This window comes from Salibacter halophilus (genome assembly GCF_008806325.1).
Lineage (GTDB): Bacteria > Bacteroidota > Bacteroidia > Flavobacteriales_G > Salibacteraceae > Salibacter > Salibacter halophilus.
Window position 1 is genome coordinate 23,190 of record NZ_WACR01000006.1, and the last position, 14,715, is coordinate 37,904.

General features: G+C 42.6%; 13 protein-coding genes. 11 read left to right on the plus strand and 2 right to left on the minus strand.

Features of this window, described 5'->3' with window-relative positions; translation table 11 throughout:
• Positions 1-85 precede the first annotated feature (85 nt).
• Genes rseP through F3059_RS07680 form a run of 3 tightly spaced genes read left to right on the plus strand, consistent with a single transcriptional unit; the run spans position 86 to position 3,572 of the window.
• Positions 86-1,417 carry an RIP metalloprotease RseP gene (gene rseP / locus F3059_RS07670; RefSeq protein WP_151167886.1) on the plus strand — a complete coding sequence of 444 codons (1,332 nt, stop codon included), beginning with the start codon at positions 86-88 and terminating at the stop codon, positions 1,415-1,417.
• A 10-nt stretch (positions 1,418-1,427) separates the two neighbouring features.
• A complete protein-coding gene (locus tag F3059_RS07675; RefSeq protein ID WP_151167888.1) occupies positions 1,428-2,252 on the plus strand; it encodes a hypothetical protein in 825 nt (274 codons plus the stop codon).
• Between the two features lie 48 nt (positions 2,253-2,300).
• Positions 2,301-3,572, plus strand: a complete 1,272-nt coding sequence (locus F3059_RS07680) for a cation:proton antiporter domain-containing protein (protein ID WP_151167890.1) — start codon at positions 2,301-2,303, stop codon at positions 3,570-3,572.
• On the opposite strand, the gene F3059_RS07685 is transcribed toward F3059_RS07680, so the two are convergent.
• Positions 3,560-3,934, minus strand: a complete 375-nt coding sequence (locus F3059_RS07685; protein ID WP_151167892.1) for a hypothetical protein — start codon at positions 3,932-3,934, stop codon at positions 3,560-3,562. The two genes, F3059_RS07680 and F3059_RS07685, sit on opposite strands and share 13 nt — an antisense overlap.
• An 88-nt stretch (positions 3,935-4,022) precedes the next feature.
• Here F3059_RS07685 and F3059_RS07690 point away from each other — a divergent pair, with 88 nt between their 5' ends.
• The 8 genes from F3059_RS07690 to F3059_RS07725 all read left to right on the plus strand — a co-directional run bounded on the left by F3059_RS07690 (position 4,023) and on the right by F3059_RS07725 (position 13,077).
• Positions 4,023-5,021, plus strand: a complete 999-nt coding sequence (locus F3059_RS07690) for a sugar phosphate nucleotidyltransferase (RefSeq protein WP_151167894.1) — start codon at positions 4,023-4,025, stop codon at positions 5,019-5,021.
• The gene (locus tag F3059_RS07695) at positions 4,999-6,753 is read left to right on the plus strand and encodes a tetratricopeptide repeat protein (RefSeq protein WP_151167896.1); all 1,755 of its coding nucleotides are present in this window, start codon (positions 4,999-5,001) and stop codon (positions 6,751-6,753) included. Before F3059_RS07690 ends, F3059_RS07695 begins: the two co-directional genes overlap by 23 nt.
• A gap of 4 nt (positions 6,754-6,757) precedes the next feature.
• Complete coding sequence (locus F3059_RS07700) at positions 6,758-7,564, plus strand: DUF4292 domain-containing protein (RefSeq protein WP_151167898.1); 807 nt, start codon at positions 6,758-6,760, stop codon at positions 7,562-7,564.
• On the plus strand, positions 7,512-8,771 hold the full coding sequence (locus F3059_RS07705) for a murein hydrolase activator EnvC family protein (RefSeq protein WP_151167900.1): 1,260 nt from the start codon (positions 7,512-7,514) through the stop codon (positions 8,769-8,771). The genes F3059_RS07700 and F3059_RS07705 overlap by 53 nt, the downstream gene beginning before the upstream one ends.
• A 79-nt stretch (positions 8,772-8,850) precedes the next feature.
• Positions 8,851-9,036 (plus strand): twin-arginine translocase TatA/TatE family subunit, encoded by a 186-nt coding sequence (gene tatA, locus F3059_RS07710; RefSeq protein WP_151167902.1) that lies wholly within the window; start codon positions 8,851-8,853, stop codon positions 9,034-9,036.
• A gap of 22 nt (positions 9,037-9,058) precedes the next feature.
• Positions 9,059-10,468, plus strand: coding sequence for an Asp-tRNA(Asn)/Glu-tRNA(Gln) amidotransferase subunit GatA (gene gatA / locus F3059_RS07715; protein WP_151167904.1), 1,410 nt, complete (start codon positions 9,059-9,061; stop codon positions 10,466-10,468).
• Between the two features lie 94 nt (positions 10,469-10,562).
• Positions 10,563-12,044 (plus strand): lytic transglycosylase domain-containing protein, encoded by a 1,482-nt coding sequence (locus F3059_RS07720; protein WP_151167906.1) that lies wholly within the window; start codon positions 10,563-10,565, stop codon positions 12,042-12,044.
• Entirely contained in the window at positions 12,037-13,077 is a 1,041-nt protein-coding gene (locus F3059_RS07725; RefSeq protein ID WP_151167908.1) for a DUF4837 family protein, read from the plus strand. The genes F3059_RS07720 and F3059_RS07725 overlap by 8 nt, the downstream gene beginning before the upstream one ends.
• Here F3059_RS07725 and F3059_RS07730 read toward each other — a convergent pair.
• Positions 13,074-14,702, minus strand: a complete 1,629-nt coding sequence (locus F3059_RS07730) for a S1C family serine protease (protein ID WP_151167910.1) — start codon at positions 14,700-14,702, stop codon at positions 13,074-13,076. The genes F3059_RS07725 and F3059_RS07730 overlap by 4 nt on opposite strands.
• Between the last annotated feature and the right edge of the window lie 13 nt (positions 14,703-14,715).

Here is a 14,715-nt window from a genome sequence, read left to right on the forward strand (position 1 = left end):
ATTTTTAACCCATAGCGGGCATAAAAATAATAGTTTACTGATTTGTGGTTCCTACATTTGCCACTTAATAACGTGATTTTTTAAAATGGACGATATTTTGATCAAAGCCGCTCAACTGCTGTTGAGTTTATCCATATTGGTGATTTTGCACGAGTTTGGCCACTTCCTGCCCGCCAAGCTATTTGGAGTTAAAGTTGAAAAATTTTACCTGTTTTTTGATCCGTGGTTTTCGCTTTTTAAAACCAAAAAAGGCGATACAGAATACGGTGTTGGCTGGCTGCCGCTGGGTGGTTACGTCAAGCTCTCGGGCATGATTGACGAGAGCATGGACAAGGAACAGATGAAAGAACCGGCTAAGGACTACGAGTTCAGAGCCAAACCGGCCTGGCAGCGGCTTATTGTAATGCTGGGCGGTGTAACGGTAAATGTTATCCTGGGCATTTTCATTTACTCCATGATCATGATGACCTGGGGAAAAACTTACCTCAGCGCTGAAGATGCGAAGTACGGTGTTCATGTGAGCGAGACGGCTAAACAAGCCGGCTTCAAAGACGGTGACCGTGTAATTGAAATTGACGGTGAGCCGCTACCAAATGATTACACATATGCGACAATCACGCAGGAGCTCCTATTAAACGAGGAAATTAACGAGGTAACGGTTGAAAATAATGGTCAGACCCGCACAGTGCGCGTACCGCATGAGTTTGCTCAAAAGATGTTGGCCTCTGGAGAAAAATCGCTTTTCACAGAGAGAATTCCGTTCATTGCCGATACCGTGCTTCCCAGTTCACCCGCTGAAAGTGCAGGAATCCAAAAGGGCGACAAGTTTCTAGCCGTCAACGGGAAAGACACAGAATACTTCATCGATTTTGCTAAAACCGTTCAGGATTTGAAAGGTGAAGAAGTCGAGATCACGGTGGAGCGCAATGGTGAACCGGTAACACTATCTGCAATGGTTGGCGAAGATGGCAAGGTTGGCGTTGGAAATCAGCCCATCACAAATTTCTTTGAACTCACACAAAAAGATTATTCCTTTTTTGAAGCCTTCCCGGCCGGGTACAATTTAGCACTTGACAAAATGGGCGGCTACATCGATCAGTTCAGCCTTATTTTCAGTAAAGAAGGTGTTAGTCAGCTCGGTGGTTTTGGTACTATCGGGAACCTTTTCCCAAGTGCCTGGGACTGGCGAACTTTCTGGAACCTTACAGCTTTTCTATCTCTCATATTAGCAATTATGAATATCTTGCCTATTCCGGCTCTTGATGGCGGACACGTCATGTTCCTGCTCTACGAAATTGTGAGCGGAAGAAAGCCGGGCGAAAAATTCATGGAATACGCTCAATTGGCAGGAATGCTGCTGTTGCTCACTTTGCTCCTATGGGCAAATGGCAACGATGTTTTGAGAATGTTAGATTAGAGGAAACAACATGAGAAAATTACTTCTTTCATTGATCTTTTTCACTGCGCTCAACAGCTTTGCGCAAGACGAAACTTACCGTGTGAATGCCGGTGAGTCTGACAGTAAAACCGCAACTTCCAACGAACTGGGCGACTTATACGTTGTGCCGTTTAAAGATGCGCTTTTCAAATGTCATTTTTCGCAGGAGCTGATGAACGTGAACGGACTCAAGTTTGAAGAGCTCAGCGACACGTTGAAATTCGGACTGGTAAAGGCTGTTTCCAAAACGTTTGGTGACAGCGTTTCTTCGATTCACTTTCAGAACCCACGCAAAGCGGTGTTGGTGAAAAACAACGAACTTGCTTTTAACTCGATGAAATACGAGTATGTTGGTGTTCCAAAAGTCGAAGAGGAAAAATCGAAGCTCGATAAATTCAAGTCGAAATTTAAAAAGAAAGAAGAGCCAAAACGCGAGGGAACTTACATCGAAAATGGTCAGTTACGTACGAATCGATCTAAAGGTGACAAATACATGAATGCTGTTTTTCAGCGTGATGATTTCCTTTTCCTATTGCGTGAAAAACACCAAACGGACTATTTGGTTTCAATCAACCAGCTCGACTTCGTTATCCCGATGGATGCGAGTCAGCTCGATATTCAGCACAACCGCTACGATAGAAATTTACAGGCTCATTACTCGGTTTACAAAACGGACGGAACCTGGCTACACGGTGGAAAGGCCGCTATTAAAATTCCGGCCAGCGACAATTCGGTTCTGACCATTAACGAGACTTACATGCCGGAATTAGCAAAAGTTATTTATTCGCAATTTCACGCGGCTACTGAACAATAGTTTATTTCGACTCTTATCTTTACAGCTCATTTGATCAAAAATTGACTTATGCCAAACATCGGTTCACCATATATTTTTCTTATTGGAGTTAGTGTTATCGTTGTATTGAGTTATTTCTACAATCTCATCAGCAAGCGCACCAATATTCCTACTGTTTTGATGCTTATCACAACCGGAATCATCCTCAACCAGTTGATGAATTATTTTGAAATGGGCGAGATCAATATGATGCCTATTTTGGAGCTGCTGGGAATTGTGGGGCTGATTATGATCGTACTGGAAGCTGCGCTAGACCTCAAGCTCACAAAAGACAAAGCGCCCATAATCATCAAATCCATGTCTGTTGCACTGCTGGAGTTACTGGCTACAACAGCCGTGCTCACTTACATCGTGCAGTTTTTTACCGGTGCTTCCATCCAGCAGAGTATTTTCTACGCCATGCCGATGAGTATTTTGAGTAGCGCCATTGTGATTCCGTCAGTTGGTTCTTTGGATGAACACAAGAAAGAGTTTTTGATTTACAACAGTACTTTTTCCGACATCTTCGGGATTATGTTTTTCTACTTTTATGCCGGTGCTGTTGATGCCGAAAGTAGCTCAGCCATGCTCGCCAATTTTGGGACGAATACGCTCATCACGATCCTGCTCTCATTTGTATTGAGTTATATTTTGGTTTGGGTATTCCAAAAAATCGAATCGGAAGTAAAATTGTTTTTACTGATTGCGGTTTTGGTTCTGCTCTACGCGATGGGTAAAATGCTACACCTTTCGTCACTGCTCATCATTCTCACGTTTGGACTCATCCTCAACAACCGAAAAGTGTTTTTCCAGGGTCGCCTGAGCCGATGGATCAAGCCTGTAGCCATGCGCAGGGTATTGGTCGATTTTAGGCTTATCACGATCGAAACTGCATTTGTGGTGCGCACATTCTTCTTCGTGGTATTTGGAATGACGATCGTGCTTTCTTCGCTCGTATCGGTAAAAGTATTTTTGGTGAGTGTGATCATTTTGGCAGCAGCTTATTTGATCCGCTTCATTTTTCTCTACATCATTGAGCGAAAAGCTGCCAAAACGGAGCTTTGGATTGCGCCAAGAGGTTTGATTACAATTTTGCTCTACTTTGCCATTCCAAGCGAGTACCAAATTGAAGCTTTTGAGTCAGGCATCCTGCTATATGTCATTCTGGGTACGAGCATCATCATGACATGGAGCTTGATATCGAGCAAAAAGACCGATATTTACGATGAGCTCTACGATGATGAAATTGCTCAACAAGAACAGGAAGCAATTGATCAACACACAAAAGATCAGTCATCGTAAAAAGTATCTGCTTTGTGCTCATCCAGCGAGTTGAATTCGATGAATGAAATATCAGTGAGTGCTTCAACCGTGTGAATTACATTCGGGTAAATATTCAACTCAACCGGAGCTTCAACCTCGTGATGAAAAGTTTCTCCTGTTTTTCGGTCAGATCCATAAACTTTAGCTGACCCACTGGTCAAAATCAGGATTTCAGGGTTTTTCGTGGCTGAATTCCCTTTATGATAATGGCCTCCGCTCTTCGATCCTTTTTTGCGCTGAGCGACAATAAATCCTTCAGCAGGTCGAGTAGCCAAACCAAATGTTGATCCGTTTTCATTTTGGCCAATTTCACTGAGCTTTTTCACAACAATCCCATTCATAAACACTAAATTTTGTGGTTCTGGTAGTCTTTAGGTCAAAAATGCATTAAATACTACCTTTGGCGAAAATAAAACGACTTCTCCACGCATGAAAATAATTGTTCCAATGGCGGGTATGGGAAAACGAATGCGCCCGCATACGCTCACTGTTCCAAAACCACTTTTACCTATTGCCGGTAAACCAATTGTACAGCGATTAGTTGAAGACATCGCGAGTGTTGCCGATGAAAAGATCACTGATATAGCATTTGTTACAGGTAGGTTTGGATCTGAAACAGAAGAAAGACTTTTAAAAGTAGCTGATAATCTGGGAGCAAAAGGTCACATCTGTTACCAGGATGAAGCGCTTGGAACGGCTCACGCGATTTTGTGCGCAAAAGAGCTTCTAGATGGCAATGTGATTGTCGCGTTTGCCGATACGCTTTTCAAAGCCGACTTCAAATTCAACGCTGAAAAAGACGGTGTCCTTTGGGTTCAGAAAATTGAAGATCCCAGCCAGTTTGGCGTTGTAAAAATCAATGATAATGGTGTTATCACCGATTATGTTGAAAAGCCAAAAGAGTATGTCTCTGACCTGGCGATGATCGGGATTTACTATTTCAAAGATGGCGCAACACTTCGCAAAGAGCTCGAATACCTCATCGAAAACGACATTATTAAAGGTGGTGAATATCAACTTCCTGATGCGTTGCGCAACATGACCGAAAAAGGAATGGAATTCGTACCGGGAGAAGTTGAAGAATGGCTCGATTGTGGCAACAAAAACGCAACAGTACACACCAATTCGCGCATTTTAGCTTTCAACAGTGACAAGGATCAAAAAGATTCATCAGCTAAGATCAAAAACAGCATTATCAACGAACCGTGTTATCTCGGGGAGAATGTTGTCATTGAAAATAGCGTTGTGGGTCCGCACGTTAGTATTCATGAAAACACAACGGTTAAAGACAGCGTGATCAAAAACAGCATTGTGTACACCAACACAGTTATTGAAGGATTGAACGCTGATAACTCAATGATCGGGAATCACGTTACCTTTAAGTCAGAACCTAAAGATTTAAGTATTGGAGATTATTCAAAACAGTAAAATAGCCGGTGTTTTTCTCTCGATTTTATTGTTGAGTTCCTGCTCTGTTTTTAACAAAACAACGAAGAAGGATAAAACAACTCAAAATAAAACGGAGTACACACCCAATGACAAGCTGAACTCAAACTCGTTTAAGTCGGCATACTTTGACGGACTCAAACACAAGTCGCTCGAGAACTGGGATAAGGCACTCTCATCATTTGACAGATGCCTTGAAATGGTGCCGGGTCATCCCGCTACTTTGTACCAAAAATCGCTGGTTCTGACCGAAAAAAACGACTACGAAAAAGCTGTCACTTCCATTCAAAAGGCAATAGCCGTTGAGGATACCAACCGCTGGTACCTCGATCATTACGCTGATCTTCTCAAGCGAACGAACGATTACAAGAAAGCCGGTGAAACATTCAAAAAACTCACCGAGTTGAATCCCGGTCAGATCCGCTACTATTACGAGCTGGCCAATATGTACCTCTACGAAAATAAGGTTGATGAAGCACTCGTTGTGTACGATGAAATTGAGGAAAAAATAGGCTTCAATGCTGATATCATCAAGCAAAAGTACAAGCTGCACTCGAAGCAGGGCAACAACAAAAAGGCTGAGGAAGAAGTCAAAAAACTGATCGAAAACGATCCCACAAATGCCAACTATCGCGGGATGTTAGCTTCGTTGTACCGCAGCCGGGGAGAATACGAAAAAGCGATTGAAACTTTCAAGAAGCTGCGTGATCTCGACCCTGACAACCCGCTCATCGCGCTTTCACTTGCTGATTATTACGAAGAAGCCGGAAAAGATGCAGAAGCTTTTGAAGAGCGCAAAAAGGCGTTTGCAAATCCTGAACTCGACATCGACAGCAAAGTCAAAATTTTACTGAATTACTACCGCGTTTCAGATCCGGGTGATCAATTAGCGCAAAAAAGTCTCGAATTACTCTCAATCCTCGAAGAGTCACACCCTGATGAAGCCAAAACATTTGCCATTTACGGTGACTTTCTCATCAGGGAAGGAAATGCTGAAAAGGCACGTGAGAAATACATCAAGAGTATCGCCCTGGACAGCAGTCGTTTCCTCGTTTGGAATCAATTGCTCATCATTGAAAGTGAGCTCAACGAAACGAAATCTCTCGAGGAACACAGCGCTGCTGCAATGGAGTTGTTTCCTAGTCAGCCCATTTCATTCCTCATGAACGGACTCAGCAACCTACAACTCGAAAACTACGACAGAGCAGCTTTTGCATTGGAGCAGGGAAAAAATCTGGTAGTTGACAACCAGTCTCTTCAAACGCAGTTCTACAGTAGCCTGGGTGATGCATACTACAATCTCGAAAAATACGAGAAAGCATGGCTCAACTATGAAAATGCGCTCAAGCTCAATCCCAAAAACGATTACGTGCTCAACAACTACGCGTACTTTTTGAGCTTGCGCAAGGAGAACCTTGACAGAGCAAAAGAGATGGCTTCTCAAACAGTTAAAAGGCATCCTACAAACCCGACCTATTTAGATACTTACGCCTGGGTGCTCTACCAAAACGGAGAATACCAAAAAGCAAAAACACACCTTGAAACTGCTCTTGAAAATGGCGGAATGAGCCAGGGTGAAATATTGGAGCATTACGGTGATGTACTCAACAAATTAGGTCAAAAGGAAGAAGCCCGTAAGTACTGGAAAAAAGCGAAAGATACCGGAGCAGCTTCAGATCAAATTGACGAAAAACTAACTCAATCTGCACAGTAAGCTTATGATGCGAAAAGTTTTATTCCTATTCATCATTCCGTTAGTGCTGTACAGTTGTAAAGCCACCCAAAAAGCTGGTGAAGGCGCTAAAGCTGACCTGAACAAACGCACAGAGCAACTCATCGATAGCATCAACAAACACGAGATGAGTCCAAAAACTATTTCGTTTAAATCTGCTGTCGACATAAAATCGAAAGACAAGAAAAACAGTGTCAAAATGAATTGCCGCATGCAGGTAGATTCAGTGATTTGGATTTCATTTACAGCTTACGGTTACGAAGTTGCTCGCGCATTAGCTCGGCCAGATAGTTTATTCTTCGTCAACAAAACGAAAAAAGAATACTTCAGCGGGGAATACTCTTTCCTCGAACAAAAATTAGATCTCGATATCGACTTCAACCAACTACAATCAATACTGCTGGGAAATGCAATCGACATCGATGACCCCAATATCAAGCGGAGCAATGATAACGACCTCTATTTGCTGAGTACGCTCAAAAAACGAAAACTGAAAAAAGCGAGAGAAAAAAGCCACAGGATCGATGACGATATCGTTGTCAGCAACTGGATCAATCCGGCAAATTACCGATTATCAAAATTGCAAATACTCGATTTACGCAATAAAAGAAGTGCACTCATCAAATATCAGGATTTCAAAGAAATCGACAACTTTGTCCTCGCAACTGAGTCCACCATAACCATCAAGTCAAAGCAAAAGCTTACTATTGAAAACCAATATTCGCGAATAAACATTAACGATGAGGAACGCTTTCCTTTCAAAATATACGACAGCTATACGCCCATTCGCTAAAACAGCATTGCTGGCATTTGTTCTTCTACTTAGCTGCTCGGTTGTTTTTGGTCAGAGCCAAAAGCGCAAAGAGCTGGAAAAGCAAAAGTCTAACCTCGTCAAGGATATTGAGTACAAAAACAAGCTGCTAGAACAAACCAAAAAGCAAAAGCAAAGTACGCTCAACGATTTGGTTCTGATCAACAAAAAGATCAACGAGCGCCAGCAACTCATCACCACAATCAGAACCGAGATCAACCTCCTCTCTGACGAAATTGAAGAAAATCAGGCCCTTTTGGAGTCGATGCACAACGACCTCAAAAAGCTCAAAGAAGAATACGCTGAGTTGATCCGTTTTGCAGAGCGCAATCAAAACAGCTACGACAAACTCATGTTCGTCTTTGCAGCAAAAGACTTCAACCAGGCGTACAAACGAATCAAATACTTGCGTGAATACACCGAGTATCGCAAAAGGCAAGCCGCTGCAATCAAAAGACTTGAGAAAAAACTACAGGAAGAAACCGATCAGCTCAAAAAGGATAGAAAGCAAAAAGAACAACTCCTCACTGATTTGAGTTCTGAAAAGCAAAAACTTGCCGGAGAGCAGGAGGAGCAAGAATCGCTCGCCAACAACCTCAAGCAAAAAGAGCGTGAACTGAAAAAAGAAATCGACAAGAAACAGGAAGAACAGCTCGCTATTCAAAAAGCAATACAGCGCGTTATTGCCGAGGAATTACGCAAATCCCGCGAGGCCAATCCTAAATCAAAAGAGAGCGAATGGTCGCTCACACCAGAAGCTAAAGCACTGGCAGATGACTTTACGAGCAACAAAGGGCAACTTCCCTGGCCAACAGAAAAAGGAGTTATCACGCAGAGCTACGGAATCAAAGCTCACCCGGTGCTAAGTCACCTCAAAGTGAAAAATGACGGTGTTGCCATCAGTACTGAAGAAGGATCAACAGCACGAGCGGTGTTTGATGGTGAAGTGAGTAAAGTGTTGATTATTCCGGGTGCTGGAAAAGTTGTCGTGATCCGTCATGGTGATTACCTCACCGCTTACGGAAAACTCGATGACGTATTCGTCACAACCGGTGAAAAAGTAACCAGTAAACAAGCTATCGGCACGATTAGAACCAGCCAGGGCAAGACAGAAATGGAATTCCAAATACGAAAAGGACAAAAAGCTGAAACCCTTGACCCTGCATATTGGCTTTATAAAGCAAGATAGTCTCAATTTTGCCGTTCATTTTCGTACCTTTGCCCATCAATTTAGCGTTGAATAAACGAGAACTATATAGGAGGAAATTATGAATATTGGTCCATGGCAAATCGTCCTCATTCTTTTGCTCGCTCTTTTACTGTTTGGCGGTAAAAAACTTCCCGAGCTTATGAAAGGACTTGGAAAAGGCATCAGAGAATTTAAAGACGCTTCTAACGAAGACGATGATGCAAACTCCAAAAAGAACAAAGTAGAAGACAAGAAAGAAAGCTAACACGTTCTCAAAACTCAATCACGTGTACACATCTTTTGAACAGGTAAAGCGCGAAATCGAAAACGGCAAAACCGTTGAAGACATAACGCGCAACTACCTTGAAACCATCAAAGAAAAAGAGTCGCTCAATGCCTTTCTAGAGGTTTTTGATCAGGACGCTATCGAGCAAGCCAAAAAGGTTGACGAAAAGCTGAAAAACAACACTGCCGGTAAATTGGCAGGAATGGTAATCGGCTTAAAAGACAACATTTGCTACAAAGGTCATGCGGTTAGCGCTTCCTCAAAAATCCTCGAAAACTTTGAGTCGCTTTACAGCGCAACGGTAGTAGAGAGACTTCTCGAAGAAGACGCAGTGATCATTGGCCGCCTGAATTGCGATGAATTTGCAATGGGTAGCTCTAATGAGCACTCGGCTTATGGCGCAGTGAAAAACCCTCACGATCAGAACCGTGTGCCCGGTGGATCATCCGGTGGTTCTGCGGCTGCAGTAGCTGCGGGATTATGTCTCGCAACACTGGGATCTGACACAGGTGGATCTATTCGTCAACCCGCTTCATTTTGTGGAGTTGTTGGCCTCAAACCCACTTATGGCCGAGTTTCGCGTTGGGGCCTCATCGCTTACGGATCATCGCTCGATCAAATTGGTCCGCTCACGAACACGGTTGAAGATTCAGCACTTATCCTGGAGGTTATTGCCGGATCTGACCAAAAAGACAGCACTGCCTCAACGAAAAAGACGGATGCTTATTCAACAGCTTCAAAGTTTGAAGGCAAAGTAAAAATTGCGGTCATCAAAGAAACTTTTGAGACTGACGGACTCGATCCTGAAATAAAAAAGAATCTCGAAGAAAGAATAGAGTCGCTTAAAGAACAAGGCCACACGGTTGATTATGTGAGCCTTGATATTTTAGATAAACTCGTTCCAACTTATTACGTGCTTTCAAATGCTGAGGCATCGAGTAACCTGTCGCGCTATGACGGAATGCGTTACGGTTACCGAAGCGAACGGGCAGAGGATCTCGAATCAACTTATGTGAAATCGAGAACTGAAGGCTTTGGCACTGAAGTAAAACGCAGAATTATGCTGGGTACTTTTGTTTTGAGTGCCGGCTATTACGATGCTTATTACTCTAAAGCACAAAAAGTTAGAAGAATTATTCGCGAAAAAACTGATGAAATGCTCAGGGATTATGATTTCATCCTGTCTCCAACAACTCCAAAGACAGCTTTTGAGTTTGGAGCCAATGATAATGATCCCGTTTCGATGTATCTGGAAGATATTTTCACGGTCCACTCCAACTTGGCCGGGACACCAGCAATATCGATTCCGGCTGGATTTCACAGCAACGGAATGCCTTATGGACTGCAAATCATGGCCGGTTCATTCGAAGAAAAGAAGTTGCTCGGCTTTGCTCGCACACTAACTGAGTAACTATTTCGTTAAAATTCCGTTGTGTAAAAGTAACGAAACCATTGGTTCACAACAGCCAATGGTTTTTTCATATTAGCTGCATAAATTCTAACACATGAAGTGGATTTCATTAACAGGTATTTTATTTTTCTCTTTAAGCGCACTGGCAACAAAGCCAGATAGCTCACAATCAGAACCGATCGACACAAACGTGGTTGAGGAAACCTCATCAGTAGTAGCTGCAATGGACAGCATGATGCATGCTCCGTTCTTTGAACTGGCCGAATCGGCAAAGCTCACATTCGATACAGGGTATGTGGAAATACCTAAAAACGAAATTCCAACTTACAGCGATTCCATTGTGAAGAACCGCCTGGATTCTCTCAATCTGCGCACTCCTTTCAATGTAGTTCACAACGATCGCGTTGAAGCTTTTATTAATCTCTATGCAGTTAAGAGAAGAGAGCAGGTTTCCCGAATGCTAGGCTTGAGTGAATACTACTTCCCGATGTTTGAAGAAGTCCTCGATCAGCACGATGTTCCGTTAGAATTGAAATATTTGGCAGTTGTGGAAAGTGCTCTAAATCCAAGGGCTCGCTCTCATGCAGGCGCTGTTGGAATGTGGCAGTTCATGTATTCTACAGGTAAAATGTATGATCTTGAACAAAACTCTTACATGGATGAACGCATGGATCCGGTTAAATCGACTCATGCTGCCGCTCAATACCTCAAGTATTTGTACAGAATGTACGGAAAATGGGATTTGGCTTTGGCAGCATACAACTGCGGCCCCGGAAATGTGAACCGCGCAATGAGGAGATCTGGCTCAAGAGAAGGAAATTACTGGGATCTCTACCCGTTTCTACCACGTGAAACAAGAGGTTACGTGCCGGCTTTCATCGCTGCGTATTACGTTTTTGAACATGCTGATGAATACAAGATTAACCGTGTTGCACCTCTAAAAACTTTCTTCGAGACAGATACTGTTCACGTCAAAGGGCCTATTTTCTACTCGGAATTGAGCTCAAAACTGGATCTGACCGAAAGAGAATTGAGTTTCTTAAACCCGGCTTACAAACGCGACCTCGTACCGGCTTACAGCGATAAAACAAATATTTTGAGACTCCCTCGCGAAAAGGTTTTTGAGTTTTACGAACAACAGGATACGCTCGTAGCATCGACTTACGAAACGATGGGAGAAGAAAATGACGGCAACCTCAAAGAGTTTGAAGAAGATCGCGTTTACTATCGCGTTAGAAGCGGAGATGTACTAGGACGCATCGCTCAGCGTTATGGTGTTAGATCCAGTGAAATTATGCGTTGGAATAACCTTAGGTCATCTCGTATTAACATCGGTCAGCGACTCGTAATTTACCCAAAAGGCGGTAATCATTACGCTCAAAAAAGTGAGCCAAAAAAGATTGAAGTTGAGAAAGATGGAGATAAGGTTTACTACCAAATACAGAGCGGTGATACGCTGTGGGACATCGCAAAAGCCCGTGGAATAAGCGTTTCTCAGCTAAAAGAACTGAATAAAAACGTCAACTATTCCCGACTAAAACCGGGAATGAAAATAGTGGTTGGTACAAATGGTTAAATATTTCGCACTTTTCCTTTCTGTCCTCTTTTTCATCGGCTGCTCGAGCGATGAAGATAATCAACGCTTTTTGCCTATGGCCAGCGGTGAAGGAGGTGACTTGATCGTTTGGGTAAAACAGGATATGTGGAAAGGAAAACTTGGTGATACGATTCGTGAGAAGTTGAGAAAAACGCAATACGGCCTTCCACAGTCAGAACCAATTTTCAACGTACAGCACACTACAGACAAGAGTTTTAGCAAGGTTTACAAGTCGTTTGGGAATATCCTCATTTTTGAGATAGATCCTACGCGGGTAACCGGTCCAAAAATGAATATCCAGAAAAACGTGTGGGCGCGTCATCAATTGATCGTTCGTATCAAGGCAAAAAACGAAGAAGGGCTCATCAAAAAGTTCAACGAGGAATCACAAAACCTCATCGATTACTTTGAAGCAAAATCTCTCGACAGGCTCTACCACAAAAATAAAAGTGCCGGAAGTGAAGAACTCAATAAGCGTATTGATAGCTTATTGAATATCGAGATCACGACCATGAAAGGGATGTATTTTGCCAAGTCAAACAAAGACTTTGTTTGGTTGAGACTCGAACGTGAACGAGAAAGAGGAGGCTTTAAGCATCAGATCAGTCAGGGAGTTTTGGTTTTTAAATATCCCTATACTTCACCTGATCAACTCCAGCCAACCAACATCATCAACAAAGCCGATAGCGCTTTAAAAGCTACGATTCCAGGTCCGGTTGAGAATTCTTACATGGACATTGACATGCGGTTTGTTAGTCCGCGAGCTGAAGAAATTAACTTCAGAGAACACTTCGCAACAGAAATACGCGGTCTTTGGCGAACAGAGGGCTACCTGATGGGAGGTCCGTTTGTCATGCTCACAATCCTGAATGAGAAAAAAGATGAGATTGTAACAGCTTACGGCTATGCTTATGCTCCGGAGTTCGATAAACGCGAGTACCTGAGAGAAGTAGAAGCTGTTATCAAGTCAATCCGCTTCAAAGAGAAAAAGAAGAAAAAGGAAGAGAGTTAATCCTCTTCTTCCTCTGTTTTTTCAATTTCTTCATCTTCTTCTGAGGCTTCCTTTTCCGATTCAACTTCATCGAGCTCAACAACTTTTTCTTCTCCATTGAGGAAGCTGTTGATCATGTTATTCCTAATCGCAAAACCTAAGCCCTGAACGCTGTAATCGTAAACCTTGTTACTCACAACACCCAGGAGGTCTCCGTTATCTCTGAGTAAAGGTCCGCCAGTACTCCCTTTGTTGACACTAACATCGGTTTGAATAAAATCTACACCCTCTACTTTCCTCTCACCAGAAACAATTCCGTTACTCAAGGTTTGTGAAAGCTGTTTGTTTTGTGGGGTTCCGATCGAATAAATGTTTTCACCCACTGTCAACCCGTTGACATTGCTAAGCCTAAAGGTTTTATCAAATGGCTTGTCAATTTTTATTAAACACAGGTCATATCCTTCATTAAACTGAACCACACGTGCGGGCAATTTCTCACCTTCATGATCAATGACAGTTAGGTTATGCAGATCGAATTCTGCAACATGATAGTTTGTGAGGATGTACCCTTCTTCCCCTACGACAAATCCACTTGCGTGGTAGTCATCACCAGCGAGGATCGTAACAGTGCTTTGAATCGCATCATCTAGCGAATTGATTTGTTTCCTGGTGTGATTGATCTTCTCTTTAGCAATCAGATTGTTAGTAGTATCCTGTATTTTAAGTTGGTTCTGAACCTCATCGCTATCAAAGAACTTGTAAAAGTTATAAGTAATGGCATCTTCGATGGCAATAGCGTAAGGTTTTTGAGGCTCTCCATCAATATGAACTAAATTGTTATGGCTAAACTCGCCTCCCCAGTTCTCTACAAGCTTATTAACCAGTGTATCTCCATCGAGATTGATAAGCGACCACTCTATTCCCACCTTTACTTTAGTTGAATAAGCGCTAAAGTGCTTGATAAAGTGCGTCACTTTTGTCTCTTTTGAAACAAATGAAGCAGTCAAAACCAATGAGTTCCCGTTGTGTTTTACGAAGTTCTTTTGATTGGTATCGTAATACTGCCTTTCCATCAGGTTATCATTGACAAGTCTAAAAAAGGCTGCATCATTTATATCTACGGGATCATAATTTGTTGTGACTGTTTCGGGCGGCTTCCCTCTCATTTCCCTGCGCTTTTTTACTTCAACGTAGCGGGAGTTGCCTCTTTCAATTTTAATATCAGACCGCTGAAAAAATACAAACCGCTCATTGCTTTGTCTCTTATCAATCCTTGGCCCCGGTTTAAAAACAGGCGGATTTCTATCGTAAATCCACCAGGTAGGATAAACTTTTGCCGTAGACCATGAGAAAAACGGGAAAAACGCATAGTAAAGTGCTGGTCTTTTGTGCTGAGCCATTACATAGTACCGATCGATATGACCTTTTTTCTCAACTTTTACCTGCTGGGCATTTCCATACAAGGTAGATAACCTGACTTTAGTTTCGCTGCCAAAGCTTATTCGCTTTTCGTTGATAAAAACAGGGTCATCAGCGTTTTCTCTTTTGACATTCACACTTTGGTGTGTCCCCATTAAGATCAACCCGCAGGAAGAAGACAGGGTAGCCAGACTTAAAAATATCGCAATTAGTTTAAAAATCTTCATACAATAGAGGTTT

Coding starts and splice junctions, on each gene's coding strand:
- rseP (WP_151167886.1), top strand. CDS start 86: ATGGACGATATTTTGATCAAAGCCGCTCAACTGCTGTTGAGTTTATCC.
- F3059_RS07675 (WP_151167888.1), top strand. CDS start 1,428: ATGAGAAAATTACTTCTTTCATTGATCTTTTTCACTGCGCTCAACAGC.
- F3059_RS07680 (WP_151167890.1), top strand. CDS start 2,301: ATGCCAAACATCGGTTCACCATATATTTTTCTTATTGGAGTTAGTGTT.
- F3059_RS07685 (WP_151167892.1), bottom strand. CDS start 3,934: ATGAATGGGATTGTTGTGAAAAAGCTCAGTGAAATTGGCCAAAATGAA.
- F3059_RS07690 (WP_151167894.1), top strand. CDS start 4,023: ATGAAAATAATTGTTCCAATGGCGGGTATGGGAAAACGAATGCGCCCG.
- F3059_RS07700 (WP_151167898.1), top strand. CDS start 6,758: ATGATGCGAAAAGTTTTATTCCTATTCATCATTCCGTTAGTGCTGTAC.
- F3059_RS07705 (WP_151167900.1), top strand. CDS start 7,512: ATGAGGAACGCTTTCCTTTCAAAATATACGACAGCTATACGCCCATTC.
- tatA (WP_151167902.1), top strand. CDS start 8,851: ATGAATATTGGTCCATGGCAAATCGTCCTCATTCTTTTGCTCGCTCTT.
- F3059_RS07720 (WP_151167906.1), top strand. CDS start 10,563: ATGAAGTGGATTTCATTAACAGGTATTTTATTTTTCTCTTTAAGCGCA.
- F3059_RS07725 (WP_151167908.1), top strand. CDS start 12,037: ATGGTTAAATATTTCGCACTTTTCCTTTCTGTCCTCTTTTTCATCGGC.
- F3059_RS07730 (WP_151167910.1), bottom strand. CDS start 14,702: ATGAAGATTTTTAAACTAATTGCGATATTTTTAAGTCTGGCTACCCTG.